The 26,186-nt window shown below is 49.4% G+C and carries 25 protein-coding genes; 23 read left to right on the top strand and 2 right to left on the bottom strand.

The features are described from left to right. The first annotated feature begins 76 nt into the window (after positions 1-76). The 7 genes from DNH61_RS06805 (at position 77) to nikE (ending at position 8,004) form a co-directional block, all read left to right on the top strand. Positions 77-1,798, top strand: coding sequence for a methyl-accepting chemotaxis protein (locus tag DNH61_RS06805; RefSeq protein ID WP_111145917.1), 1,722 nt, complete (start codon positions 77-79; stop codon positions 1,796-1,798). Between the two features lie 26 nt (positions 1,799-1,824). After that, positions 1,825-2,802: a hypothetical protein gene (locus DNH61_RS06800; RefSeq protein ID WP_111145916.1), complete on the top strand. Its 978-nt coding sequence runs from the start codon at positions 1,825-1,827 to the stop codon at positions 2,800-2,802. A gap of 195 nt (positions 2,803-2,997) precedes the next feature. After that, positions 2,998-4,569: a nickel ABC transporter substrate-binding protein gene (nikA, locus tag DNH61_RS06795; RefSeq protein ID WP_425452226.1), complete on the top strand. Its 1,572-nt coding sequence runs from the start codon at positions 2,998-3,000 to the stop codon at positions 4,567-4,569. An 18-nt stretch (positions 4,570-4,587) separates the two neighbouring features. Continuing rightward, a complete protein-coding gene (gene nikB / locus DNH61_RS06790) occupies positions 4,588-5,532 on the top strand; it encodes a nickel ABC transporter permease subunit NikB (RefSeq protein ID WP_111145914.1) in 945 nt (314 codons plus the stop codon). Continuing rightward, entirely contained in the window at positions 5,529-6,362 is an 834-nt protein-coding gene (nikC, locus tag DNH61_RS06785; protein WP_111145913.1) for a nickel ABC transporter permease subunit NikC, read from the top strand. Before nikB ends, nikC begins: the two co-directional genes overlap by 4 nt. An 84-nt stretch (positions 6,363-6,446) precedes the next feature. Next, positions 6,447-7,181, top strand: a complete 735-nt coding sequence (gene nikD, locus DNH61_RS06780; protein ID WP_181438613.1) for a nickel import ATP-binding protein NikD — start codon at positions 6,447-6,449, stop codon at positions 7,179-7,181. A 13-nt stretch (positions 7,182-7,194) separates the two neighbouring features. Further along, complete coding sequence (gene nikE, locus DNH61_RS06775; protein WP_111145911.1) at positions 7,195-8,004, top strand: nickel import ATP-binding protein NikE; 810 nt, start codon at positions 7,195-7,197, stop codon at positions 8,002-8,004. 104 nt (positions 8,005-8,108) lie between these two features. On the opposite strand, the gene DNH61_RS06770 is transcribed toward nikE, so the two are convergent. Further along, the gene (locus DNH61_RS06770; RefSeq protein WP_111145910.1) at positions 8,109-8,471 is read right to left on the bottom strand and encodes a MarR family winged helix-turn-helix transcriptional regulator; all 363 of its coding nucleotides are present in this window, start codon (positions 8,469-8,471) and stop codon (positions 8,109-8,111) included. A 101-nt stretch (positions 8,472-8,572) separates the two neighbouring features. Here DNH61_RS06770 and DNH61_RS06765 point away from each other — a divergent pair, with 101 nt between their 5' ends. After that, on the top strand, positions 8,573-10,129 hold the full coding sequence (locus DNH61_RS06765) for a tetratricopeptide repeat protein (protein WP_111145909.1): 1,557 nt from the start codon (positions 8,573-8,575) through the stop codon (positions 10,127-10,129). A gap of 60 nt (positions 10,130-10,189) precedes the next feature. Here DNH61_RS06765 and DNH61_RS06760 read toward each other — a convergent pair whose 3' ends face one another. After that, positions 10,190-10,966 (bottom strand): sulfotransferase family protein, encoded by a 777-nt coding sequence (locus DNH61_RS06760; protein ID WP_111145908.1) that lies wholly within the window; start codon positions 10,964-10,966, stop codon positions 10,190-10,192. Between the two features lie 411 nt (positions 10,967-11,377). Between DNH61_RS06760 and DNH61_RS06755 the strand changes: the two genes are divergently transcribed. The 15 genes from DNH61_RS06755 to DNH61_RS06685 all read left to right on the top strand — a co-directional run bounded on the left by DNH61_RS06755 (position 11,378) and on the right by DNH61_RS06685 (position 26,132). After that, on the top strand, positions 11,378-12,325 hold the full coding sequence (locus DNH61_RS06755; RefSeq protein WP_111145907.1) for a helix-turn-helix transcriptional regulator: 948 nt from the start codon (positions 11,378-11,380) through the stop codon (positions 12,323-12,325). 70 nt (positions 12,326-12,395) lie between these two features. Next, on the top strand, positions 12,396-12,938 hold the full coding sequence (locus DNH61_RS06750; RefSeq protein ID WP_111146045.1) for a DinB family protein: 543 nt from the start codon (positions 12,396-12,398) through the stop codon (positions 12,936-12,938). Positions 12,939-13,362: 424 nt separating this feature from the next. Then, positions 13,363-14,433, top strand: coding sequence for a lytic polysaccharide monooxygenase (locus DNH61_RS26965; protein WP_111145906.1), 1,071 nt, complete (start codon positions 13,363-13,365; stop codon positions 14,431-14,433). A 125-nt stretch (positions 14,434-14,558) separates the two neighbouring features. Further along, entirely contained in the window at positions 14,559-15,566 is a 1,008-nt protein-coding gene (locus DNH61_RS06740; protein WP_111145905.1) for a DUF3231 family protein, read from the top strand. A 365-nt stretch (positions 15,567-15,931) separates the two neighbouring features. Then, positions 15,932-16,981 (top strand): zinc-dependent alcohol dehydrogenase, encoded by a 1,050-nt coding sequence (locus DNH61_RS06735; RefSeq protein WP_111145904.1) that lies wholly within the window; start codon positions 15,932-15,934, stop codon positions 16,979-16,981. A gap of 30 nt (positions 16,982-17,011) precedes the next feature. Next, positions 17,012-18,940, top strand: coding sequence for an alpha-amylase family protein (locus DNH61_RS06730; RefSeq protein ID WP_111145903.1), 1,929 nt, complete (start codon positions 17,012-17,014; stop codon positions 18,938-18,940). Positions 18,941-18,968: 28 nt separating this feature from the next. Beyond that, entirely contained in the window at positions 18,969-20,105 is a 1,137-nt protein-coding gene (locus DNH61_RS06725; RefSeq protein ID WP_111145902.1) for a sugar ABC transporter substrate-binding protein, read from the top strand. Between the two features lie 23 nt (positions 20,106-20,128). Beyond that, complete coding sequence (locus tag DNH61_RS06720; RefSeq protein ID WP_111145901.1) at positions 20,129-20,788, top strand: RibD family protein; 660 nt, start codon at positions 20,129-20,131, stop codon at positions 20,786-20,788. Between the two features lie 79 nt (positions 20,789-20,867). Beyond that, positions 20,868-22,229, top strand: a complete 1,362-nt coding sequence (locus DNH61_RS06715; RefSeq protein WP_111145900.1) for an MATE family efflux transporter — start codon at positions 20,868-20,870, stop codon at positions 22,227-22,229. Between the two features lie 134 nt (positions 22,230-22,363). After that, positions 22,364-23,152 (top strand): hypothetical protein, encoded by a 789-nt coding sequence (locus DNH61_RS06710; RefSeq protein ID WP_111145899.1) that lies wholly within the window; start codon positions 22,364-22,366, stop codon positions 23,150-23,152. A 47-nt stretch (positions 23,153-23,199) separates the two neighbouring features. Further along, complete coding sequence (locus DNH61_RS06705; protein ID WP_245947979.1) at positions 23,200-23,610, top strand: hypothetical protein; 411 nt, start codon at positions 23,200-23,202, stop codon at positions 23,608-23,610. A gap of 27 nt (positions 23,611-23,637) precedes the next feature. Next, on the top strand, positions 23,638-24,090 hold the full coding sequence (locus DNH61_RS06700; RefSeq protein WP_111145898.1) for a CBO0543 family protein: 453 nt from the start codon (positions 23,638-23,640) through the stop codon (positions 24,088-24,090). A 123-nt stretch (positions 24,091-24,213) separates the two neighbouring features. Next, positions 24,214-24,915: an aspartate/glutamate racemase family protein gene (locus DNH61_RS06695; RefSeq protein ID WP_111145897.1), complete on the top strand. Its 702-nt coding sequence runs from the start codon at positions 24,214-24,216 to the stop codon at positions 24,913-24,915. Positions 24,916-24,949: 34 nt separating this feature from the next. After that, entirely contained in the window at positions 24,950-25,669 is a 720-nt protein-coding gene (locus DNH61_RS06690; RefSeq protein ID WP_181438609.1) for an RNA polymerase sigma factor, read from the top strand. Between the two features lie 70 nt (positions 25,670-25,739). After that, positions 25,740-26,132: a VOC family protein gene (locus tag DNH61_RS06685; RefSeq protein ID WP_111145895.1), complete on the top strand. Its 393-nt coding sequence runs from the start codon at positions 25,740-25,742 to the stop codon at positions 26,130-26,132. Positions 26,133-26,186: the final 54 nt, after the last annotated feature.

Below are 26,186 nucleotides of genomic sequence, written 5' to 3'. Positions count from 1 at the left end.
AGGAACCCAGGGGTCAGCAATTCGGATAGTCTAAACCAAATCATCGCAGAACAAATTACAGAAGGGCCTGAACATATTGAGAAGAATAAAAGCTAAAATACTAATCGTTCTTATTTCATTAGTCATCGTCGGGATCGGTGCATCACTTTTGGGGGTTTCCTCCTTAAATATGCTGAAGTCTTCGAGTGATCGTATTTCAGACAATTATTTGAACCGAATTATGGTATTGGACAGTATTTCTTCTACAATGCAGGAGGCTCAGCAGCTGCTGTTAGCCCATTGTATCGCATCAACGATTGAGTCCAAGCTTGTGCTGACAGAAAGTATCAGTAAGTCTATAGCGCAGCTTGAATACAGTTTCGGGGAGTACGCTTCGTTAATTGGAGATGAAGACAAAGCTTCTTACGATAAATTGATGACTCTTTACCAAGACTACAAAGAGAAATACGAACAAACCTTCCGCTTAAGTGCGGTTAACCACTATCAAGAAGCAGCAAGCAATGTAAATGGTGTGCTCACAGAAATTTTCAATTCGTTAAACCAGCAAGCTGACGAATTAGTTGAACAGGCTAAACATGATATTGAGGTTGCCAAAGAAGATCAAGTAAACACCTACTCCAATGCCATAGCGATCGTCCTGGGCATGCTCGTGGTTATTTTCATCGTATTTATAACCAATTATATTGTGCTTAACAAAACGATTGTAAAGCCTACCGTCTCGGCAGATAAGAATCTAACCAATATTATCGAGAAAATCAAAAACAACAAAGGGGATTTGACGGAGAGAATTCCGGTTGAAACCAATGATGAGATTGGAAAGCTTGTGAGCGGTATTAACACCTTCATCATGACGCTCGAGGATATTATCGGGAAGATTATCGTTTCATCCAACCAATTAGACAATATCACGATGCACGTAAATGAGAATATAACAGGCGCTAATTCCAACTCTCAAGATATATCTGCAACAATGGAAGAGTTATCGGCCAGGATGGAGACGGTAGATCACACCATTGGCAGCATCAATTCCAGTGCTGAGCATGCGGGAGTAGAGGTGAGGAATGTATCGGCCTCCACCCATAATATCTATCAATACACGATTGAAATGAAGAAGCGGGCGCTCCAATTAGAACAGACTGCCGTTCATAACAAGGAAGCTACGCATGAGATGATGACGGCCATACTTGGATCATTGCAAACAGCCATAGAAAATAGTAAAAGCGTACAACGGGTAAATGCTTTGACCAATGAAATTATGAACATCTCCAAGCAGACCCACCTATTGGCACTGAATGCCTCTATTGAAGCGGCCAGAGCTGGCGAAGCCGGGAAGGGATTTGCCGTGGTGGCAAATGAGATTCGAAATCTTGCAGACACGAGCCGTGAAGCGGCCAGTAATATTCAGACGATCAACACGACGGTCACCTCGGCTGTAAATGACTTGAATAACCAGGCCAATGCAATCGTCGCCTACATTAATCAAACGATTCTTCCTGATTATGAGCAGTTTGTAAGTTCGGGTCAGCAGTACAGAGCAGATTCAGAACATGTTAATGCCACGATGGATGAATGCGTTGAGAATACGCAGAACCTCACGGCGATCATGAATGAATTAGCCGAAGCTGTAAAACAAATCTCCAGCGCTATTAATGAAAGCACACAAGGAATTACTGACGCGGCGGTCAGCACTTCGGAGCTAGTTAACCAAATCAGCGTCATTCATGAAGAGATGGAATCCAGCTCTAATGTTGTATATGAACTGAACAAACAATCTGCAGCATTTACTAACCTGAAATAGGTTGCGATAAAAAGGAGATTCAGTAGATGAGAAATAAAGTGCTCATACTTATGATATGCACGTTGTTATTAGCAGGCAGCAGTTCCGCGGTCGTCTCGGGGGAAGAGGCGGGTTCAGCAGCTGCGCCGAATTTGGTTACCGTAGATACAATTGACCTGGATATTCATAAAGAAACAACAGGCCAGTTTACCTCTCTTTATACCTATGAGAACCCTTTTAAGGGACAAGATACCTCAAAAGGAGTTACCATAGAATTTATGGCCGTTCCGACTTGGGAACCGGCTCCGCTTGGTACTATTTTCTCTATTATGGGGAGCGGGGATTATGATGGCAGGCTGTATTTCACGCCAGCTTCTTATCTTGGCTATAATGCCGCGAACTTCGGAGGATACTTTGACGCGAATATCAAGGATTATCTGTTAGTTGAAGACTATATCAAAGAACAGGCATCAATCAAGATTGAAATTGTCCCTACAGGCTTTAAAGTTTTTGCGAACGGGGAGCTGGCTTATGATCAGTCTATATTAGATGATGAGCTCAGAGCAGCCGGGGATTTTAAAGGAACCTCGGATTTCACGCCGGTGTTAAACTGGATCGCCAACGCCGATACGCTGCATTTCGGCTACGGTTCGTGGTGGAATAATGTGAATGCGGATGAAGCGTATGTTCAGCTATCCGATATTCGTTTCGGGCTTGCGGATGGTACGGTACTACTCGATAAATTTGTGGTAGATGAAGCCCTGATCCAAGAAGCTGTGGAGAGCAGCGAATCCATCAGTATGAAGTCCAAAGTCAGCTTGACCATTCCAGCGTATACGGGGGAACTTACTTCCGCGCTTGCGGGTACGAAGGCTGTGGATTATGAGGGATTTTCAGTCATACCGATTGTGCTTATTATTGTCGCGGTAATATTGATCCTGGCTATTCTGATTATAGTGAGAGTTACGAAACCCGCAATCTTCAAGCGTCATCCTGTTAAATTGAGAAAGAGCGGTGTGGAATAGCATTCTGACAGATTAATAGATCAGCCTCCGCTGTATGTGGATACAGGAGGCTGATCTTTTTTGCTGTTGACAGCTATATACTTATCCAGCATAATTGAGAATGATTTTCGATTGCAACTAGAGGGGGCATTATTTATGGCAGTCCAGAGAAAAAGAAATCGCAAAACATTCATTGGTTTATTTGCAGCAGTACTGATGTTATCTGCCTTTCTGGCAGGATGTACCAATAATACAGCAGAAACAACGGCATCTGATCCGGAAAGCAAAAGCATGCTTACGTTTGCTTGGCCCAGGGATATAGGCGAAATGAATCCGCATATCTACAATCCTTCACAGCTGTTCGCGCAATCCATGGTCTACGAGCCTTTGGTGGGCTACGAAGATGGAGGAGAACTGAAAGGATATCTGGCTGAATCCTGGGAAATTTCCGAGAATGGCAAGGAATATCTATTTAATCTTCGTCAAAATGTAAAGTTCTCGGATGGTTCCGATTTTAACGCAGAGATTGTGAAGAGAAACTTTGACACCGTGCTGCAGAATGCTCAATTACACAGCTGGCTTGGGTTTATCTCGAAGGTGGAGCAAACCGAGGCCGTTGATGAGTATAAGTTCAAGCTTACCTTAAAGGAACCTTACTACCCTACGATTCAGGAGCTGGCGGTTGTTCGTCCTACCCGGATTCTGGGCGCTGCCGGATTTCCTGAAGGGGATGACACCTCCAAGGGTGTTGCAAAACCTGTGGGCACAGGCCCATGGGTACTGGAAGAACATAAAGTGGACGAGTATGCGGTTTTTGCACGTAACGAGCATTATTGGGGAGAGCTTCCTGAAGTAGAGAGAATTAAAGTCAAGGTCATCCCGGATGCCGAAACACGGGTGCTTGCTTTTGAAAAAGGCGATCTTGATCTGATCTACGGTGAGGGTGTTATCAATATTGATACGTTCAAGCAGTTGGAATCAACAGGGTCTTATGAAACTAAAATTTCAGAACCGGTTGCTACCAGACTGCTGGTTATGAATTCGAAGAAGGAACAGCTCTCGGATGAACGGGTCCGCCAGGCGCTGCATTACGGATTCAATAAACAAGCGATGGTAGAAGGGGTAACCTCCGGTTTGGAAGCAGTGGCTGATCAGATTTTGTCTACAAACTTCCCTTATACATCTGATATTGATGCTGCGGCTGTTGAATACAATGTCGATAAAGCAAAAGAGCTTCTGGATGAAGCAGGCTGGAAGCTGCCAGAAGGAAAGGCTGTTCGTGAGAAGGACGGCAAGCCGCTTGAGATTGAATTAATGTATAACTCTACCGAGACCATTCAGAAGATGATGGCTGAAACCCTGCAGTCGGAGTATGCGGTCATCGGAGTGAAATTAAATATCGTGGGTGTGGAGCTGACAACGCAAGTCGAAAGGTTTAAAGCCAATGAGTTTGACTTGAACTTCTTCAGCAACTATGGTGCGCCATATGATCCCCACACCTTCATTAACATCGTAGCTACAGAAGGATTCGGATTTAGAGAGGCGATCTCAGCATACCCGAACAAGGATGAACTGCTGGAGATGATCGCTAAAGTCCCGCAGACGACTGATGAAGGCGAGCGTCAAGAACTCTACTCATCCATCCTGGAATCACTTCAGGAGCAAGGCGCCATTGTTCCTGTCTCCTATATCAAGAAGATAGCGATCTATCAGAAGGACGTAGCTGATTTTAAATTCCCGGCTAATCGCGATGCGCATCCGTTTACAGGTATAAGCTTGAACAAGTAAGCGTAAGAGGAGAGTTCGATGGGAGTATATATTATAAAACGCATATTGGCCATTATCCCCATCTTCCTATTGGCTACACTTCTAACCTTTGGATTAATCCACATGTCGCCGGTTGATCCTGCTGAGGCTTACTTAACAGCTGCTCATATCCAGCCAACCGATGAGATTCTGGCGCAAAAGAGACAAGAGTTTGGCTTAGATCAACCTCTGTATATTCAATATTTAAATTCTGTGATCAAGATCAGCCAAGCTGATTTTGGCACCTCTTACGTCTCGAACAAACCGGTTTGGGACGAAGTATCCTCCCGCATGTCGGCAACTATTCAGCTGGCTCTGGGAAGCATTCTAACAGCCATTGCAGTCAGTGTTCCTGTGGGGTTTTTGGCAGGCTTGAAGAAAGGCGGCGGAATCGACCATCTGAGTCGATTTCTCTCTTTTTTCGGGGCATCCATTCCTTCGTTCTGGTTTGGCTACCTGCTGATCATATTCTTCTCCGTCAAGCTTGACCTGTTCCCGGTAGAAGGCATCGGGACGTGGAAGCATCTCGTCCTGCCCTCAGTCACTTTAGCGCTGCCGTTAATTGCGCTGTATACCAGACTTCTGCGGGCCAGCGTCATTGAAAATCTGGATAAGCCGTACGTTCTTTTCGCACGCACCAGAGGGCTGCAGGAGAAGCTTATACTGGGCAAGCACGTATTGCGAATGGCCATCTCTCCTATGGTAACCGGCCTTGGGATGAACCTCGGGAAGCTCATGACGGGTACCATTATTGTAGAGGCTGTTTTCTCGTGGCCGGGCTTTGGCCGTTATTTTATCGAAGCGATATTTAACCGGGATGTGCCTGTTATCCAGTGCTATGTACTGCTGGCAGCGGCGTTGTTCATCATCAGCAACCTGGTGGTGGACCTGATCCAGATGTATATTGATCCCCGGATTTCCAGTAAAGGAATAACAGAGAGATGACGATCAAGATACATGCACGATTGAAGAGCCGCAAGGTCATGATCCTATGTTCCATTATTATAGGCATGCTCATTCTGATCACGCTTCTCGCACCATGGCTTGCACCCCACGATCCGACACTGGTTAATCTGGCCCACAAGCTGAAGCCGCCTTCCTGGGAATATCCTTTGGGAACGGATCATCTAGGGAGATGTACGTTATCGCGTCTTCTGTATGCCGCACGCATGTCACTGGGTTATGCGACACTCATATTTATATCCGCGCTAACGATTGGTTTGGTTGTCGGGACCCTATCGGGATATAAGGGCGGCTGGGTGGACCAGCTGTTAATGAGAATATGCGACGGGATTATGGCTTTCCCCAGTCTCCTGCTCGTTCTTGGACTGGTTGGCATATTTGGACATGGGCTGAAGCAGGTAATTCTTGCACTAATCTTCGTACAGTGGGTGTATTATGCAAGAATCATCCGGGGAATGGTGCTGAGCTTAAGGGAGCAAACCTATATTGCTGCAGCCCGAATAAGCGGCTCCTCCCAGTGGACGATTATTAGAAAGCATATTATCCCAAACGTCCTGCCGCCGCTTGCAGTTATGGGTGCGCTGGAGATGGGCTGGGCGATCATGGATATATCCGCCATGTCGTTCCTCGGTTTAGGCGTACAGCCTCCAACGCCGGAGTGGGGCGCGATGATCCATGAAGGAAAATCCTATATTCGTTCCCATCCAGAGTTAATGATCTATCCGGGCCTGATGATTATGCTGGTGGTGGTGACCTTTAATTTGTTCGGCGAAGCGCTGTCGGAACGCTATGGCGTCAAACGCAATTCTTGAAAGGGATGGAAGAGCTTGAGTACAGACAATCGATCCGTCTTGAAAGTGAAAGATTTGCATGTACAGGTGAAATCCAGTCAAGGAATGTCCACGCTCGTTCAAGATATTAATTTTGAATTAGAGAAGGGCAGGGTACTGGGAATCGTTGGCGAGAGCGGCTGTGGTAAGACCGTTACAAGCATGTCCATTCTGCAGCTCTTGGACCGGAAGGCCATGACAATCGACGGCAGCATTACCCTGAAAGGGCAGGAGTTAAATGGCCTGCGCGAACAAGAGATGCGCAAACTGCGCGGGAAGGATATTGCTTTCATTATGCAAAATCCGATGAGCGCATTTACACCTGTCTTTACAATAGGGGAACAGTTTGTAGAAACGATCAAGGCCCATACGGCATTCAATACGAAGCAGGCGAAAGAGCTTGCCATCGAAGCTATGCAGAATGTAAACCTGCCTGATCCGGCCAAGCTGCTTGCGAAGTACCCCTTCCAGCTAAGCGGTGGTATGCTGCAGCGGGTGATGATCGCGATGGCCGCCTGTCTGCATCCTGCTGTCATTATTGCGGATGAGCCTACGACTGCCCTTGATGTTCATAACCAGCTGCTGGTGCTTCGCCATCTGGATCAAATCCGTGCGGACTATGGGACAGCCATCCTGCTCATTTCGCACGACTTAGGCGTCATTGCGGAGATGGCAGATGATGTGGTGGTGATGCAGCAGGGCCGAATCATTGAAGCGGCCAATGTGTTTGAGCTGTTTGACCATCCCCGGCATGAGTATACGAAGACATTGTTAAATGCCAGGCTTCAGTTACCTTTTTGAAGTGGGGGAACTCATGAGCTTATTAGAAGTAGACAACGTAACCCATAGCTATAACTCGAAGCGGCTCTTAAGACGGAAGAAGGAATCGGAGCAAGCGCTAACCGATATTTCCTTCCGGATTGAGGAGGGCACATGCCTGGGGCTGCTTGGTCCGAGCGGGGCAGGCAAGAGCACCCTGGGTAAAGTCATACTTGGCCTGCAGCGTCCGCAGCGTGGACAGATCCTGTTTCAGGGCCACGATCTATACGCCGCCCGTATTCCACACAAGCTTCGCCGGGATATGCAGGTTGTATTCCAGGATTCATACTCCGCTGTTAATCCGCGAATGACCGCGGCGTCTATCATAAGTGAACCGCTTGAAAACTATGAAAAGCTAAGCCCCGCTGAGCAATATAGAACGGTAGTTGAACTGCTGGAGAGAGTTGGGTTAAGTGAAACGGACGTAAAGAAATACCCGCATGAATTCAGCGGCGGACAGCTGCAAAGGATCAATATCGCAAGGGCCATTGCTCTTAGGCCGAAGTTAATCATCCTGGATGAACCGGTCAGCAGCCTGGACATGGTGAACCAGACGCTGATTTTGAAACTGCTGAATGAATTGAAGAGTGAATATGGCCTTTCCTATCTCTTCATCACGCATGATATTAAAGCAGCTTTTGCAATCTCGGATACCCTGGGTGTCTTGGAGAAGGGAAAGCTGATTGAGCTGTATGAATCCAAGAATCAGTTTCTCACTTCCAGTCATCCTGTTGTCACTTTAATGAAGGAGTCTATTCTTGCTAACCATCCGCGCTCACGTTCCCTTCCAACAAGGCCAATCTAATCTCCTGTTCTACTCAAAGAAAAGGGGTGTCCCAATATCATCTTCGGTGACTTATGGGCCCCCTTCCTTACCCTATTCAGCATCAAATTTGCCGATTCTACCTGCTATAAGGTTGCATTAGCTTTGGTTAGCAGCTTTAAGAAAGTCCGGCTTTCTTCATCGGTAAGGCCTTGTGTAATGCTCTGTTCGACTTCTGTGAATATTTCATTGAATTCTTCCACGAGGTCTGTGCCTTTTTTCAATAGGTATATCTTTTTTTGCCGCTCGTTATCCTCAGGAATCACCCGTTTAATATACCCTTTCTTCTCTAGTCCTTGAAGCATGCTTGTGATGGTAGCCCCCTTACGATTAAAATGCTCGGCCAAGTCCTTCTGAATCACGCCTTTATCCTGATGTTCAAATATGTAGCCCATCATTTGCCCTTGTTGAGCGTTCAGGCCAAGTTCTGACAATCGGGTGTTCGCCATGCTTCTGACTTTTATTCAGGCGCCCATTGTAACTTGTATCGCAGGCGCCTCAAGGGTATGATGGTTTTGCGTATAAATTCCAAGAGAGCAGGATTGTATACATGACAGGAATGAAGAAACAGCTTTACCGCTTCAGTGAAGCGCCTATATGGAATATCCAGCGGCAGTATTATGAAGACAAGGGAACGAAGGCCTGGAACAATGACCAAGTTCCTCAATATATAACGAGCAATCCTATGATTGGTGCGGCTTACGCTGAGATGATCTTCGGGTTGCTGCAGGACCGCGCGAATCAAGGGCATGATGCAGAGCCTGTCTATATTGTAGAGCTGGGAGCGGGCGCGGGACGCCTGGCTAACCACGTGCTGCACGAGCTCTGCCAGCTGCGGGAGTATGCGGGAATAGCACTGCCTGAATTCCGCTATGTGATGACGGACCTGGCGATGAGCAATGTAATGGCCTGGAAGAAGCATCCTGCGCTGCAGCGTTTTGTTGCGGAGGGGCTGCTCGATTTTGCACAGTATGATGCTGCCCGTGATACCGTTCTGAACCTTGTTGTGTCCGGCACAACCATTGGGGAAGCAGCTCTGCGCCAGCCTCTGATCATAGTGGCCAATTACTTCTTCGACAGCATCCCGCAAGAGCTGATCTATGTTGGCGGGGGGCAGATATACGAAGCGGATGTTTATGTCGAATATACCGAAGAACAGGTGTCTAGCAAACCATCTGAATGGCTGAATCAAATTAAGTTAAGCTATGAGCATCGCAGGGCGCCTGAGTACGAGCAGGATAACTATCCCTACCGTGATATCATCGCGATTTATCAGGAGCAGCTGGAAGACTCGCATATTTTATTTCCGGCTGTGGGGATAAATTGCCTGGAGCGGTTGAACCGGTTATCGCAGGCGGGATTCGTATTGATAACAGCGGATAAGGGAGATCATCTGCTGGATAACTGGAAATTCGCAGAGCCGCCGGAGCTGATGGTTCATGGGAGCTTCTCGTTAACGGCGAACTACCACGCGATTCAGCATGCTTTCGAGCAGCGGGGAGCTGAGACACTGTTTCCCCCGCATCATTATAAAAACTTAAACGTTGGCTGCATTCTTAATGTGGAACAGCCCACCGGCTACCCGAATACGAGACTGGCATACCGCCGGTGCATCGAACGCTTCGGACCCGATGAATTCTTCAGTCTGAAGATTTGGGTGGACCGCAATGTGGATAGCATGGGTCTGCAGCAGCTGTTAAGCTTCTGGCGCCTCGGCGGTTATGACGCGGAATTCTTCATTCAGAGCGCGAAGCGGATCTCCGGCTTGCTGCCGGATGCCAACGAGGAAGAGCTGCGGGACCTTCTGCTGGGCATAGAGCGGATGTGGTCATCCTACTATGTCATGGAGCAGCGCTATGATCTGGCGCTTGATGCCGGATTGATCCTGTTTGAAATGGATATGTACGAGCATGCTAAACGGTATTTGGAAACATCGGTCCGTGAAGAAGAAGATGAGGTTGTATCCACTGTCTACTACTGCCTGGCCATCTGCTGCTTCGAGCTTGAGCTGGTTGAGGATGCAGCGGTGTACCTGCGCAAGCTGTTGGAGCTTGAGCCTGACCATGAAGAGGCCTTGGCGCTGATCGCCCATCTGGAGCACGACTAAGTATGGAATAACGCTGCCGGCACCAGGATGCCGGCAGCGTCTTTATGACGGCCGGATATTTTATGGCACATACTGTGCATCCACCTCAAACCCGAGCTGACGAACAGATGCGATGTCTTTGCTGGTGAATAGGCTTAAGTCCTGGTGTTTATATCTTCCCATGGATGCAGGCTTAACGATCAGGCTGCGCAGTTCATTCATAGAGACAGCTCCCAGGTCAAGGTTCAGGAAATTCACTAGCTTATGGAGTTCTCTTGCCGGATGTGCACAGAGATCTTCATACCGCAGGATAATAAACCGGTCTCCAAGCAGCTTGCTGCCTAAGTCGATAGCTCTCCGGTTAGCCTTTACCCAGTACGTGAGGCTTGCCCTTGGAAGAAGAGCAGGCGACTTTGGCAGCGGAACACGAAAGAACCTCCCCCAATTACGAAGCTGATTCTGGTTTCGGCTGTAAGCCATATCAAGCCCGTTACGGATGACTAATATATATTTCATATTGCTAAAGTAATGGCTCAGATAATCAAGGTAAATGTGGGTCGGAGGATTCTTCCATCCCCAACCTGTATACTTCGAAGTTTGCAATGAGGCAGAACGAAGCATGCGCTGCTGAAACTCATGAAGCTTCTGGTCAATTACCTGTACTGTTATTTTGCTGCGGTAGGTTCCTTCGTTATAGTTAAAGAACAGATTAGCGAAATCCACGTTATCATTGGCTGAATTCAAGCTGCTCCCCATAAAATAACCCATACGCTTCAGCAGCTCTGCAGCAACCCGGGTTCCGCTGCCGCCAACCCCTCCGATCACTACAGGCCCGTCAATTTTGTTGAGACTGCTCATAACGTTCCCTCCTTTGGGTCAGTTAATATAAGGTATGACGGATTGCAAGATCATGCTTGTACGAATGCTTCATGAGAATCTCCAATTCATTATTTTGGATCCCTTGAGGAAAGGTAACGGTAACATGATATACCTGCAAGGAGTTTTGTCATATGGGGATTCGTGGCGCCTGACCGGCTGAGAGAGATCATGGATGCTACTAGGGCGTTCTTCCTGGAGTCGTTCGGATGGTTCTAGCAGCTGTCGGCAACCTTCTTTCTGCTATTTTCCTTATTCCTTATCATTGTAAAATATGGGAAAATACGATTAAGGGCAAACGAGGATAAGCCGGAGAGCGAGCCGGACCCGGATGTAGTTTGAAACGGGATATAGGGTCGATGTAACATTCCCTTGGGAGAGGGTGCCAGCCGTATGAACAAGACAGACCGGTTGCTAGCCATTGTGTTAGAGCTGCAGCGCAGCAAAGTACTGCGAGCCGAGGATTTGGCAGCCAAATTTGAGACCAGTGTGAGAACGATCTATAGAGATATTCAGGCCTTAAGTGAAGCAGGAGTATCCGTGATAGGAGCACCAGGGCAGGGATACTCCATTATGGAGGGGTATTTCCTGCCGCCTGTAAGCTTCACGGTGGAAGAGGCGGTAACGCTGCTCATCGGGACTGATTTTATCGAGCAGTGGTTCGATGCCCACTACGGCAGCAAGTCTCGTGCCTCCAGAGGGAAGATCGAAGCGATCCTGCCGGAGCCCATTCGCGGGGAGGCGGAGCGGATTCGCAGCAGCTTTCGTCTGCTGACAACCGCTGAGGAGGCAGAACGGCTTCAGGAGAAGGACTACCTGAATGTGATTCGCCAGGCGATACTGGAGGAGAGGAAAATCAGGTTCCGCTATTCCAAGCGTATCGCTGAAGCCGACGGGAACCGTCATAGTGTCCGTACAGCTGCGCCATATGGACTTGTGCTGGTGCGGGGATCATGGATACTGATCGCCTGGTGTGAACTGCGCGAAGAGCTCCGTCATTTCCGGCTGTCCAGGATGACAGAGCTTATCGAATTGGAAGCCAAGTTCACCCTTCCGGCCGATTTCCGTCTGGATGCCTACAAGCCTCCGGATGACCGCAACGTTCGCGTCCGCGTTTGGGTCGAGCCGGACCTTGCCGATAAGGTGAGGGAGGCGAACAGCTTCTATACCGAGACGATAGAAGAACAGCCGGAGGGGCTGCTGATGACCTTCCGCGTCCGGCAGCCGGAGGAGCTGCTGCAGTGGGTGCTTGGCTGGGGAAGCGGTGTCGTGGTGCTGGAGCCGGAGTCCTTCCGGAGCCGGGTCAGAGATGAATTGAAAAAAGTGCTAAAACGCTACTGACATAACGGTGTCAGTAGCGTTTTTGTATACTGGGCTCAATAACGATTAAAGGAGATTACGGGACAAGATGATGACAACAACGGAAGTCTTGCAGCGCTTTGAGGAAACGGCGGCACATTATATTCGTGAGCTTGATCCGTTCACCATGGAGCAGCTGAAGCAGAAGCCAAGCGATGAGGAATGGTCGATCGGCCAGATGGTTCAGCACCTCATTAACTCGGCACTCCATATGCAGCTGCGTAATTTGGACCAGTGCCTGGCAATAAGCAAGGAACCCGTTTTTTCTTCAGATGAGAAAACCGAGATTGGCAAATCTATATTTACCCAGGGAGGCTTCCCGCCCATTCGTATTCAGGTTCCGTCTTCCGCTCAATATACACCGCCGCAGCCGGATAGCAAAGAGCAGCTCATCGAAGGTTTACATACGGTCATCCAGCGAATGAAGGACGTTGAACCGGCGCTCGAACAAGCGTCCAAGCAGCATACCGTTTCTCATCCCCGGTTTGGGGGGCTGTGTGCGGAGGAGTGGTTCCGGCTTGTTGAGATGCATTTCCGTCATCATCTGCTGCAGCTGGATCGCTTGAAGCAAGGACTTGCTGAGAAAGCACAATAAAACAGATGAGGGGGCAGTCGCCAACTAGGCGGTTGCCCCAACGTTTTGTTCCCTTGTTGACAAAACTGGTAATTTACGGTTATGCTATTGTTATATAAGTCACAGTTCTAAGAGTTGATAGATTCCTATCCTTCGTACGTGTCCTATGCTGCATGAAGTTCCTCTGTATATCCTCATGAAGAAATCTGAACACGCGTTCAATGCTGCAGAGAACTCTCTATTCTATCACCAAGTGAGAACAGGTTACACCTTGAGATCCCGAATAGGGGGCTTTTCGAAAGGGGGTGGTTGTTTTCGTAATTGGGACCGATAGTGGTGTCTAAGGAGAGGTATTTTTTTGATCGAAAGGTGTGGTAGCGTTTTCAAGATGGAGTGCTGTGTTGAAATTGTCCAAGCCTAATAATTGTTATGGGAGGGAATTAGTATGACGGATCAAGTTATGGTTCCAAGCAAGATGCCCAAGCTTAAGCTGCTGGTCTTAACGGCGGGTGCCATGTTCATGGTTATCGCATGTTCACTGCTGCTCGCAGATCGGGCATCTGCCCACGGTTGGGTGGAGAATAGCCGTTCTGACTTATGTTATGACAAAGTCAATAAGAACTGCGGTCCTGTTATGTACGAGCCGTGGAGCATCGAAGGGCGCGGTGATTTTCCGGAAATCGGTGTTCCTGATGGTCAGATTGCAGGAGGCGGCGGCGCATTCCCTGCTCTTGATGAACAGACACAGGACCGCTGGACCAAGATTGATATGAAGGGCGGACCTCATACGTTCCGCTGGGACATGGTGGCCAACCACAGCACGAACACCTGGGATTATTACATCACGAGAAAAGGCTGGGATCCGAATTCTCCGCTGAAGCGCGAGGACCTTGAGCTGTTCTGCCGTTACGAGGATCATGGCGCGCTTCCGCCGATGAAGGTTTATAACGACTGCTTCATCCCGAACGACCGGGAAGGCTATTATGTCATCGTAGCCGTATGGGATATCTTCGACACTGTTAATGCTTTCTACCAAGTCATCGACGTTAACCTGACGATTGATCCTTCGCAGCCGACGGTTCCGGCCCCAGGCTTCCCGGGTGATCCGGACCGCTTCGGCGATATCCCGCAGTGGGTATCCATTCGTCCTTATCTTGAAGGAGAAGTCGTGCTCCATAAGGGAAAGGTATGGAAGGCAAGATGGTGGACACGCGGACAGGAACCGGGTACCCATGAGGTTTGGGAGCTGATCGGAGACGATCCAGGCAGTCCAACAGACCCAACAGATCCGACAAACCCAACAGATCCAACTGATCCGGGCCATCCAACTCACCCGACAGATCCAACTGATCCAGGGGATCACGGTAATCATTATCCGGCCTGGGATGCAAGCAAAGTGTATACGAATGAAATTGTGTCTCACAACGGCCAGCTGTGGCAGGCGCAGTGGTGGACGCAGGGCCAGGAGCCAGGTACAACCGGCCAGTGGGGCCCTTGGCAGCCTGTTAACCCGTAGTGTAACTTAGATGAACTGGAGGGTGTCCAATGACTTGGGCACCTTCTTTTGTGTGCTGCACCGTGTATAAGGCCCTTCGGGATAACACATACTCATTAGCAAATGATGCTTAAGGGGTAAATGAAATGAATGTGGACCATACTGTAGGCCTCTCCTCAACGGAAATCGCGGGATTATGGGCGACGTACATCAATGACAGCCTTTCGATATGCATTTCAAAGCATTTCCTGCATCATGCAGAGAGTGCAGACGTTAAGCCGATCGTTAAGAGGGCACTGGAGCTATCCGAGACTCATATGAGAGAAATCAGGGATATTTTTGAGAAGGAAGGATTTCCAATCCCGGAGGGGTTTTCCGATGAAGATATTGATCTGAGTGCCCCGCCATTATTCTTTGACCTCTATCCATTGAGTTACACCTACGGGATGAGCCGCATGGGACTTGTAAACTATGCGTCTTATGTATCCAATGTAGCCCGCGAAGATATTCGGGTTTTCTTCTCCCAGTGTCTGCAGTCTACCCTGGAGCTATATAATGAGTCGATTAGCCTGCTGCTGGCAAAAGGAATCTATGACCGCCCGCCGATGATTCCGTATCCGGACCATGTTGAGTATATACACAAGAAAGAAGGCTTCTTATCCAAGTGGCTGGAAGAGAAGCGCCCCTTGAGCGTGCTTGAGCTATCCGAAATATTCTTCAACATTGAAAGAAACTACTTCGGACTGGTGCTGCTCACAGCTTTCATTCAAGTAACGAAGGATGAGGTTATTCAGCAATATTTAATTAAGGGAAAAGAGTTAGCACACAAGCAGATTCAGTATTTAAATGGTACATTGATTAAAGAAGACCTGATCGGGTCGATCATGGTAAATTCGGAGGTAACAACGTCAACCGTCTCCCCTTTTTCAGATAGGTTAATCTTAAATCTTGTTACGATGCTGAATACGCAGGGGATAAACTTTATCGGCCACGCCCTATCGGTTTCCACGAGGATTGACCTGAACTGCGAATACTTAAAGCTTATACCCGAGATCCTGCAGTATGGGAAGGACGGAGCAGATATATTAATTGCCAGAGGATGGCTGGAAGAACCGCCGCATGCCCCCAACAGGAGAGAATTAGCCCGCCGTTAGAGAGCAAGGGCTCAAGTGAACATACCTACGGAGCTGCAGCCAACCGTTCGGTGGACAGATGGTTCATTAGCGCGCAAATCTACTGCGCGTTTTTTATTTGTGAAAGGCAAGGTGGAACCATTACAGAAATATTATTATGTTCATATTTGCATTTTGTATACAGAAACCGACAATAAATATTAGCGCTTTCAAGGGGATGTAGAGTGCTGGGCAGAGATAGTGACGCTTACAAATGTGATATTTATATTACAAAGTTAATTATTAACAGTTGACGACAATTATTTCCTTACTTCGACATAGGTGCTGTGATATATTCTGGTCAAACTTCAAGAACTTATATGAAGTACTGGAAGGGGGAGTAAAAAGTGGTAGAGTCGCTTGTGTGGACGTCCAATCACAGGCTAGAGCTGTGCGAAACGGAAGAGCCGCAGATTGCAGCGCCTGACGAAGTTAAAATCCGGATTGAGATGACGGGAATCTGCGGAACGGACCTGGCGGTTATAACCGGCAAGGAGGAAGGAATCCCGGGAATTATCCGGGGACATGAGGCAGTAGGGACCGTTGTGGCAATTGGCAGTGCTGTTGATCGCGTAAAGGTGGGTGACCGTGTGGTGATCGATCCCAACCAGAGCTGCGGAGAATGTTATTTTTGCCGGAAGAAGCAGCCTCATCTGTGTACGGGCACCGATGGGAAGGGTATGCCTATCGCCGGATTGAACCGAAATGGCACGTTCACTTTTTTTTTCATTACAGTTCAAACGTTTGCACACCCCATTCCAGACGATATGAGCTGGGAAACAGCCGTAATGATTGAGCCGCTTGCCTGTGTACTGCACAACTTCCATGAGGCAGAGATTTCGCCAGACGATAAGGTGCTCGTTCTTGGATCAGGCCCCATGGGACTGCTGTGCCAGATGGTCAGCCGGTCGAAAGCAGCGCTCACCGCAGCAACGGAGATTAACCCTTACCGGCTTGCCGCTGCGAGAGAGATATCCGACTATGCTTTGACACCTTCCCAATTAAATGAGGGTATTGTGCACGAGATCTGTTCGGGCCGCAAGTTCGATCTTATTATCGATACGGTGGGCAATCAGCTGGAAACGGCGGAGCAGTGGATCGAGCGGGGCGGGCGGATTGTCCCCTTCGGTATTAACGCCAAGTACCAGTACACCTTCTCTCCCACCAAGTTTGTCCAGAACGCCATCAAGATTATTGGGGCAGGAGAGTACCGTTATATGTTTGAGGAAGCTCTGCAATTTGCGGCTGGTACACCTGATTTGGGCAAGCTGGTGACCCGGAAGGTTCGGCTGAATCAGTATGAGGCGGCGATTAATGAGCTGCTCGGCTATGATTTGAATTCCATGGGGGAGGTAAGGGGTGAAACCCTGAAGACGGTTTTTGCCCCTTGGACGTAAGGATTTCATTGAGTGAGGTGAGACCTGCTGATGAGCACAGTAAGCAAGCTGAACCAGATCCAGGATTATATGGCTGGATGCAGAGGTAGAGACGCTGAGCCGATATGGATACCTGCTGTTTGGAACGAATGCGGATATGAGCGCATTCTCTGCGAACAGGATAACGAGATTTGCGTTCATCCTTATGATTTTATGACGGAGCATCTGCACTATATGAGCAAGCTATCGTGGAGGTATCCCTTTAAGGAACGCACGGATCTGGATGACAGTGCGATCTACTCCTCACTTGTCCGCTATTCCACAGCCTGGGATTACAACCATGACGGGAAAATCGAGTCGGGCACTTTCCTGCGGTTCTGTATCCTGCTGCCGCTGCTTAAAAGAATGGGAGTCAACATCCTGTACATGCTCCCGGTCAACCAGTACAGCAAGATTAACCTGAAGGGAGAGATCGGGTCGCCCTACGCGGTGCAATCGTTATTCCGGCTGGACGAGAACCTGCACGACAGCCTGCTGGACGGGATGGAGAGCTTCACGCTTCACGATGAGCTTCGCGCTCTGGTAGAGGCCTGTCATCTGCTTAATATTAAGACTGTTGTCGATTTTATCCCGCGTGTCACGGCAAGAAACAGCGAGTTCATCGCTGAACATCCGGATTGGGTGTACTGGATCAAGACCGATGAACTGCAGGGCTTTGCCCCGCCGCCGATTCCTGAGCTTGGATTCTTCGAGGAGTGTACGCCTGACAAGCTGGAGACCGTCTACCGCAGCCGGGATACGGCAGCGTTTCTGCAGAAGTTCTCGCAGCCGCCGAATGTATTAAATCCTCTCCTGTGGCATGAGCTGCAGAAGCGCGCTGCTGATACAGGTGAAGACATATTGACACTAGTGGAGCAGGAGATGGGTATAACGACCTCTCCCGCACATTCGGATTGGATTAATGATGTGCAGCCCATATGGACAGATATCACTTTTTTGCGCCTCTATAAGGATTTGTCCCCGCAGGTCCGGCAGCTCGTCGAACCGGATCAAGCGCCATATGTCTTGTTTGATACGATCAAGTGCAACTATTATCCGGGAGAAGAGCCGAATCTGGAGCTGTGGGATGCTTTGGAGCAGGCGGTCAGATTCAACCTCGAAACGTATGGCATTGACGGCTTCCGCATCGACATCGGACATACGCTTCCGATCCCGCTATTGACCCGTATTTTCAACACCATCCAAGAGATTAACCCGCATGCAATACTGATCAGCGAAGATTTATTTAACCGAAACCACCGGCAAGCGGCCGCCACCGGCTACAACATTATGCTTGGCAGCGGCTGGAATGTCATGACCCGGATTACGAAGGACAATCTTGATACCTTCCTGAAGGAGCTGCCGGAGCTGAGCATTCACGTGTTTGCCTGTGCCGAAACAGCGGACACCCCCCGGATCATGAGCCGCGGCGGCGTCGGGCTTGCCCGAATGATGGCGGTATTCAATCACTTCTTGCCCAATGCGATTCCATACGTGACAACCGGCTATGAGATGAACGAAGAGCAGCCATTGAACTGCGGGCTGGGCGATAACACGGATGGCGCTGACATTCCGCGCGCATTTTTCAATGTGATGCAAATCAATTGGACAAATGACAACCCGATGCTTCCGCTGTTGGCTGAGCTGAGTGACTTGAAGAAGAATTGGCTTCATCTTATCAAGCCGGAACACTTTTTCGTGGCGGAATCACCGGAGAATACGCTGCTTTACGGATATTTGCGCGGCGGTCAGACGCTGCTCTGCTGCTTCAATCTAAGCGCTGATGCTGTCTCCCGTATTGATCTGCAGGCTTCTGTACCAGGCCGCGGCCCAATGACCGTAATCCTGGACAGCTCCTTAACAGGAAGCAGCACAGGACAGATAACGGACAGCCTGCTGCTTGCGCCGAATCAGGCGCTGGTGCTCGTAAACAACAGATAATCGATGAATTTGAGGGAGTGAGACTGTGATGGAAGAGAACAAGACTGAAATCGTATTATGGCATGAGTTCGATGGTCCGGGAGATACCTCGATCGAAGTGCTGGAGGAGATCTGCAGGCTCTATTCCGTGCGCCATGGCGTTCAGGTGACCCCCGAAGTCATGTATATTACGGAGCTGACGGACCGTCTGAACCAGATTAAGGAGACGCAACAAGGTCCGCATCTGGCGCTGGTTCCAGCCGATATGGCTTCGTATGCCGGGAACGGGCTGTACTCCGAAGTGCCGGCGGGGATGTTCGCGGATGCGTTGACCGAGGATGTGCTTGCAACGATGAGGCTGAATGGTGTTCAGTATGGTGTTCCGGTACTGCGGGGCAATCATCTGGTCGTCTATTACAACCGGGAGATCTTCGCCAATCCGCCTACGGCATGGGAAGCGTTCGAGGAGGCTGCAGAGCGGCTGTCTGCTCTAGGCATTGTACCGGTCGCGGCCGATCTGAAGCAGAGCTTCTGGATGATTCCGTTCCTCTCGGCATTCGGCGGATGGCCTGTGGAGGCTGACAAGCCGAATGTTGTGTCGCCCGAGGTGAAGCAGGCTCTGCATTTCATTAAGGACTGTATGGACCGGGGCGTGCTTGCAAGTCTGGATGGCTCCCATGCCCTTCTGGAACAGTTCATTGACGGCAAGGTGGGAGCGATTATATGCGGCGAGTGGATTTATAACCATCTCGACAAGCACATGGGTGACCAGCTTGCGGTATGCCAGCTTCCAGTCATAGAAGGCCGCCAGGCGCTGTCCATGTCTTCTTCGATCGGCTTGATCTACCCGAATCAATCGCTGTCATCGGAAGAGCGGGAGCACATCTTGGCCTTCACACACTTCATGCTGAGCGACGAATGCCAGACGATGTGGGCAGACCAGGTACAGCGGATTCCGGCTCGTGAAGAGGCGCTGAACCGCCTGGCCGCGTCTGCTTCGCCGAGTAAGAGGATGATCTTATCCTGCCTGGAGCACACGCGTCCGATGCCGATTGAGCCCTTCATGCTCCACGTATGGGGAGCGCTGATTGCGGGACTGAATGAGCTGCCTACAGGCAGCCCGGAGCAGGCATTGAGAGCAATCGAGCGAACTATCCAGGAATCTTTAAGCACTGTACGAAGCTAATAGAGAGACGGGAGAGAAGCCATATGAAAACAACGATATTCAGTCAAGTTTCCATTGACGGTAAGCTTACTTTGGGCGCAGGTAATTCGAGCAAAGAGCTCTTTTCGCTATTTTCCAGCCAGGATATTGAATTCATACATCTATTCCGGGGGAAAGTGCAGGGCATTATGGTTGGTAAAAATACGATTCTGACGGATAATCCGTTCCTTACGAACCGGTATGAAGAGAACAAGAATCCGATCCGCATCATTCCTACGGCTACGCTGGACATCCCGCTGGACTGCAATGTGCTCTCCGATACGGGGCGGACGATTGTTGTCACGACGGAGAAAGGGAGAGACGAGGACAAGATCAGCCAGATCCGGGCAATGGGCAAGGACTGCATCATCTGCGGCGACGAGAAGGTAGATTTCGTGAAGCTTGAGCGTCTGCTGGAGGAGAATTACGGTATTACCGACCTGATGGTAGAGGGCGGCGGCTTCCTGAACTGGCATATGGTCAATCAGGACCGGGTCGATGAGATTATACTGATGCAGCTGCCCATCATCATCGGGGGCGCTTCGAATATTACGCTGGTGGACGGGGACGGGTACCAGGAGCTGTCCTTTGCGAAGAAGTTCAAGGTGGTAGATATTCAGCCTAAGGATAATTATACGCTGATGCGCTACAAGAAAGTGATATAGCCGCCATGGGGGTCATAGAATGCTTGGATGAACGGACATGGGAGCTGTAAAAATCAAAGCATAGGGGTTGTGAAGATCCATGTCAGAGAAGGATAGTTTCTACAAAAGTGTGTTTAAAATCGCTGTACCGGTTACGCTTCAGAGCTTGCTGATGGCACTGCTTAACCTTACTGATCAATTGATGGTCGGACAGCTTGGGGATACAGCGATCGCTTCAGTGGGAATGTCGACGAAGATATACGGGATAATCGCAGTCGTACTGGCGGGCTTATCAACCGGGGTATCCATCTTTGCTGCCCAATTCTGGGGGAGCAAGGACGCCAAGAGCGTATCCCAGGTGCTGGGTCTCGGGCTGATTGCGGGATTTACGTTTACGTTCCTGTTCTCCGCAGCCGTATTCATCGACTCGCCGCTCTTCCTTAGCATGTTCACCACAGACGCCAATGTAATTGACAAGGGGTTTATTTTCCTCCAAATCATGTCACTTGGCTTTGTGCCAGTCATGCTCACGATGATGTACTCCGCAATACTGCGCAGCACGGGTCATGCCCAGTGGCCGATGTACGTGAGCTTTATTACGGTTGGCGTGAATGTTGTCCTTAATTACCTGCTTATCTTCGGCAACCTGGGGGCACCTGAACTCGGCCTGCAGGGTGCGGCCATTGCTACCCTTATTGCCAGAATTCTTGAGTGCCTGCTAATCATTGGCGCTGTGTATCGTTATCGTCTGCCGGGAGCGGTGGGGCTGAAGAACTTGTTCATCATTCCAAGACCGCTCATTAACAAGTTTGTTATTACGACCTTCCCGCTGCTGCTGACTGAACTCGTCTGGGTGCTCGGCGAGACGGCATACGCGATCATTTACAGCCGCATGGGAACGCTGGAAATGACGGCGATGACCATCACCTTCCCATTGCAAGGGCTCTGCATCGGGCTGCTGTCGGGTCTCGCCAGTGCAGCCGGCGTCTTGGTCGGCAACCGTCTGGGTGCGAACGAAGCCGACACTGCCCTTAACCACGCCAAACGCTTCATTCGTCTTGGCATAGTGATCTCGCTGGTCATTGGAGCCATCATAGCGGCGGGCGCGCAGCTGTATGTATCGGCGTTTAACATCTCGGAGGAAGCGGCACAGATGGGCACCTATATCGTGATGGTGTTCGCTGGATTCCTCTGGGTGAAGGTATCCAACATGATTATGGCGGGCGGTATTCTGGTCAGCGGAGGGGACAGCAAGTTCGTATTCGGCATGGAAGCGACCGCAACATGGCTTATAGGCGTCCCTTCCGGCCTGCTGCTGGCACTGGTCTGGAAGCAGCCTGTCTACCTCGTCTATCTCATCATCTGTCTGGAGGAGGTAGCCCGCTTTATCGTCGGCTGCATCCGTATCTATTCCCGCAGGTGGATGAGAAACCTGGTTAGTGATTTGGCTCAATCTCAATAAGATGATCAAGTTGGTAAGAAGGGCTGTTCCTGTGCCATGGAAGTGGCGGGGGATGGCCTTTTTTCAGTATGGTAAGGGAACCGCTTGGGAAACATAACCGAAAGCATAAATCTTAACCGGTGAGGACTCCACACTTGAAAAACTACAACAATGATAATACGGCCAGAAGATATCTAGCTCATGTAAGCCAAATAGGTACCACACAGTTTCATTTAAGGAACCCTTATATCGTTGCATGGTGGTCTATGGCTTTTCCGGGGTTCGGGCATCTTCTTTTGTCCAAGTATTTAAGGGGCATGGCGCTGTTCCTTTGGGAAATGGTCATTAATTTGAATGCTCACATTAATGTGGGGATTGTGTATTCCTTCTTAGGCGAATTCGATAAAGCAAAAGAGGTTCTTGACACACGCTGGCTCATGTTATATTTGCCGACTTATTTTTTTGGAATATGGGACAGCTACCGGACCACCATCGATATGAACAAAGTTACACTGCTGGCCAAGAGGGAAAATCATCGCATAAATTCGTTTGTGATCAGTCCGCTGGAAATCAACTATCTGGATAGACGCAAACCTTTCACGGCGATGGTCTGGTCTTTCCTTATGCCTGGCATGGGACAGCTATACCTTCATCGTATTGTAACAGCATCCTTTATATTAATCTGGATGATTGTGATCACTTATTTTTCACATCTTGCTGAAGGAATGAATTATATCTTCATGGGTGAGCTTGGGCAAGCTACCGTTGTCTTCGATAAAGAATGGCTGTTATTTCTGCCCTCCATATATGGTTTTGCCATGTACGATGCGTATTCGAATGCAGTTGAGAATAACAAGCTCTACATTTGGGATCAGCGGAACTATCTGAAGAGCGCTTACCAGAAATACAAGCTCGAGATCAAGAGGAGCCGGCTAACAAAATGATGCAAATCTTCTCGTTATTTGAACATTCTCCTTCTGTGGAGCTGGCTTTGTCGAAGCTGGAGCAGGAGGGGGTAACCAAGGAACATATTCTGGTTGTTCCTGTTGATGAAACCTATGAAAACATGAAGGTTTTTAACTCGCTTCATGATGCCGATGGGGTTTCCTTCGTAGATAAGGCGCTGGCACTGGCAACAGCCTTCGGCGTGGTAGGAACAAGCATTGGATTTAAGCTGGAATGGGGGCCCATTATATGGGGGCTTATTGCGGCATTTATTGGTTTCTTATGCGGCCTTGTGTGGAATTTGTGCATCATTAAATTCACGAAGAACGGGTACAGGAAGGAAAAGAGAGTCCTGCCCTTAATCATTGTTATAGTTGAATGTGAGAGAGAGTATGTCAAGGGCATTGAATCCATCCTTAGAGAAAACAAGGCTATCGGGTATAGTACAACGGGTTGATGATCTCTACATAAAAGGGGAACCAACATGGCCTTTCTTATTGCTTCCATAATCGTATTTAATACGATTGCGTTCTTTATACCCAAAAACATGACAAGGGCAGAGATATACAGTGCTCTTCTGTTTGCCTCGGTATTCCAGCTGATTACGGATTATTACCTTATTGAAAAATATGATTTGTACGGCTATTTTGATAAAGGACCAGAATTTAAGGAGCTGCTGGTGTTTTATGGAGTATTTCCTGCAGTAAATACGATCTATCTAAACTTCTTCCCCTTTAGCGGGAAAGTAATAGTCAAAGTCATTTATATCCTGGCTTGGGCGGCCTTTATCACGCTGTATGAATGGGCTTCTGTGAAATCGGGATATTTCTATTACAGCGGTTGGAAGCTGGGCTACTCTGCTTTGCTATATCCGATTATCTTCTGCGTCCTTACCTTGAATTTCGTTATCCTCCGCAAGCTGGAACGACACGAGTAACAAAAGATGTTAAAATTGAAGAACACAGCAAGCGTACGCAGCCACTCCGTCAATTAGGGAGTGGTTTTATTTTACATACCAAATATAGAAGTTTGCATTTGAGTCAGGGAAGGAGTGGCCTGCATGAAGACAATCGGACTGATCGGCGGTATGAGCTGGGAATCTACGGCGCTGTACTACAAAATAATCAACGAAACGGTCAAGGAACGGCTTGGAGGCCTGCATTCCGCCAAGTGTGTCATGTATTCGGTCGATTTTGATGAAATTCAGAGACTGCAGCATATGAACGAATGGGACAAGACGGGAGAGATCCTAGGAGAAGCGGGAGCGAGGCTCGCAGCAGCAGGGGCAGATTTCCTCCTGATCTGTACGAACACGATGCACAAGGTGGCGGACGACATTGAAGCGAAGAGCGGCCTGCCGCTGCTTCATATCGCGGATGCAACCGGGGCCAGCATTCAGCAGGCGAAGCTTCAGAAGATCGGGCTGCTCGGCACACGCTTTACGATGGAAGAATCCTTCTATGTGGACCGGCTGCAGGAGCGATTTGGCATCTTAGCGGTTGTGCCCGAACAGGAAGTGAGAAATGAAGTCCACCGGATTATCTTTGAAGAGCTGTGTCTTGGCGTTATGAAGGACGATTCGAGGGCACTGTTTAAGGAAGCTATCACTGGATTAATCGGGCGCGGAGCGGAAGGCATCATACTGGGGTGTACGGAAATTGCCATGCTGGTCAGACCAGAGGACAGCAAGGTACCTGTGTTCGACACGACTGCCATCCATGCCCGGCGTGCTGTGGAGCTGGCGCTAAGCGTCGAGGCATAATTAAGCCAACAGTTCGAACGCAAGGGGGATGACAATGCCGGACGAATTAGCTAAGGCAGAGCCTTATCTGCCTGATTTGACTCGTTACTGCCGTTCTCTGGCCGGTAACGATTGGGATACGGATGACCTGATGCAGGAGGTGCTGGCCAAGGTTCTGCATGCCGTTCGGCAGGCTCCAGAACGGCCGGTCAGCCGGGCGTTCCTCTTCCGGATTGCGAAGAATGCTTGGATCGACCGCTATCGGATGGAACGGAAGCGGCAGGGCGATACGGCATTCGATGAGGAATACCACCAGACTGCATCGTTCACGATGAATGAATGGCTGGCCCGGGAGCTGCTGGAGCAGCTTGCTGAGTCGCTTAACCCCAGACAGATGGTGCTGGTCATCCTGATCGATGCGTTCGCCTTCACCGCTTCAGAGTCAGCGAAGCTGCTGCACATGACAGAAGGCGCGGTGAAGGAAGGACTGCGGCGGGCGCGCAGGCGCGTGCACGCCCTTGCTGATGCTGACGAGAATGCCATCGCGCGAGGCGGCAAGGCGAGGAGACAGGCCGGAGGGGAAATGCCTGCCGCATTGTTCGAGTCCTTCGTAACCGGCTTTCGAAGCGGCGATGCCGGGATGATCTGCCGTGCATACCTCAGTCTCGCCGTTCAAGGCGTTGCGATTGAGAAGGTAACCGGGGAGCACGGCCATTATTCCTTTACCCTGCGGGACCCAAACGGCCATTTAATTGGAATGTTCCAACATATCTAGATGACCCGTTTCTTATTGGTATTCGCTCACGTTATATGGGGTGAGAACCGAATGGCAGGAGGAATATACAATGACAGTCAACGTAACTAATTATGCGGTCGTTCAGTTGCCAGTCCGCGATGTGGATGCTTCCCTCAGGTGGTACAAGGATGTGCTGGGCATTCCGTTCACATTCACATACACACCCGGTGACGAAGAAGCCTGGCTCAATGTTGGAGGAGTCGGCCTGGGTCTGATTCGCTGTCCGGTGGTGCCGAGGCTGGAATTCACGAACAGCCGGGGTGAGCTTCAGCCGATTATATCGCTGCAGGTGGACAATATTCACGATGCCTATGAAGTGCTGAAGAACAAGGGAGCGGAACTAGGTGAGATGATTTACAAGCCGCAGGGCGGATACAGCTTCACCTTCCGTGACCCCGATGGGCATGTTGGGCACTTGTGGGGCGGTTGGCCGCAGGATTAACAAAGCAGGATCAAAGAAGAGAAGGGGAGTCTCTCGTCATGTGAACATGACGAG

Source organism: Paenibacillus sambharensis (assembly GCF_003233845.1).
Classification (GTDB): Bacteria; Bacillota; Bacilli; order Paenibacillales; family Paenibacillaceae; genus Paenibacillus_I; species Paenibacillus_I sambharensis.
The sequence above is the reverse complement of the archived record's forward strand: the minus strand, read 5'-3'. Positions and strand labels throughout refer to the sequence as shown.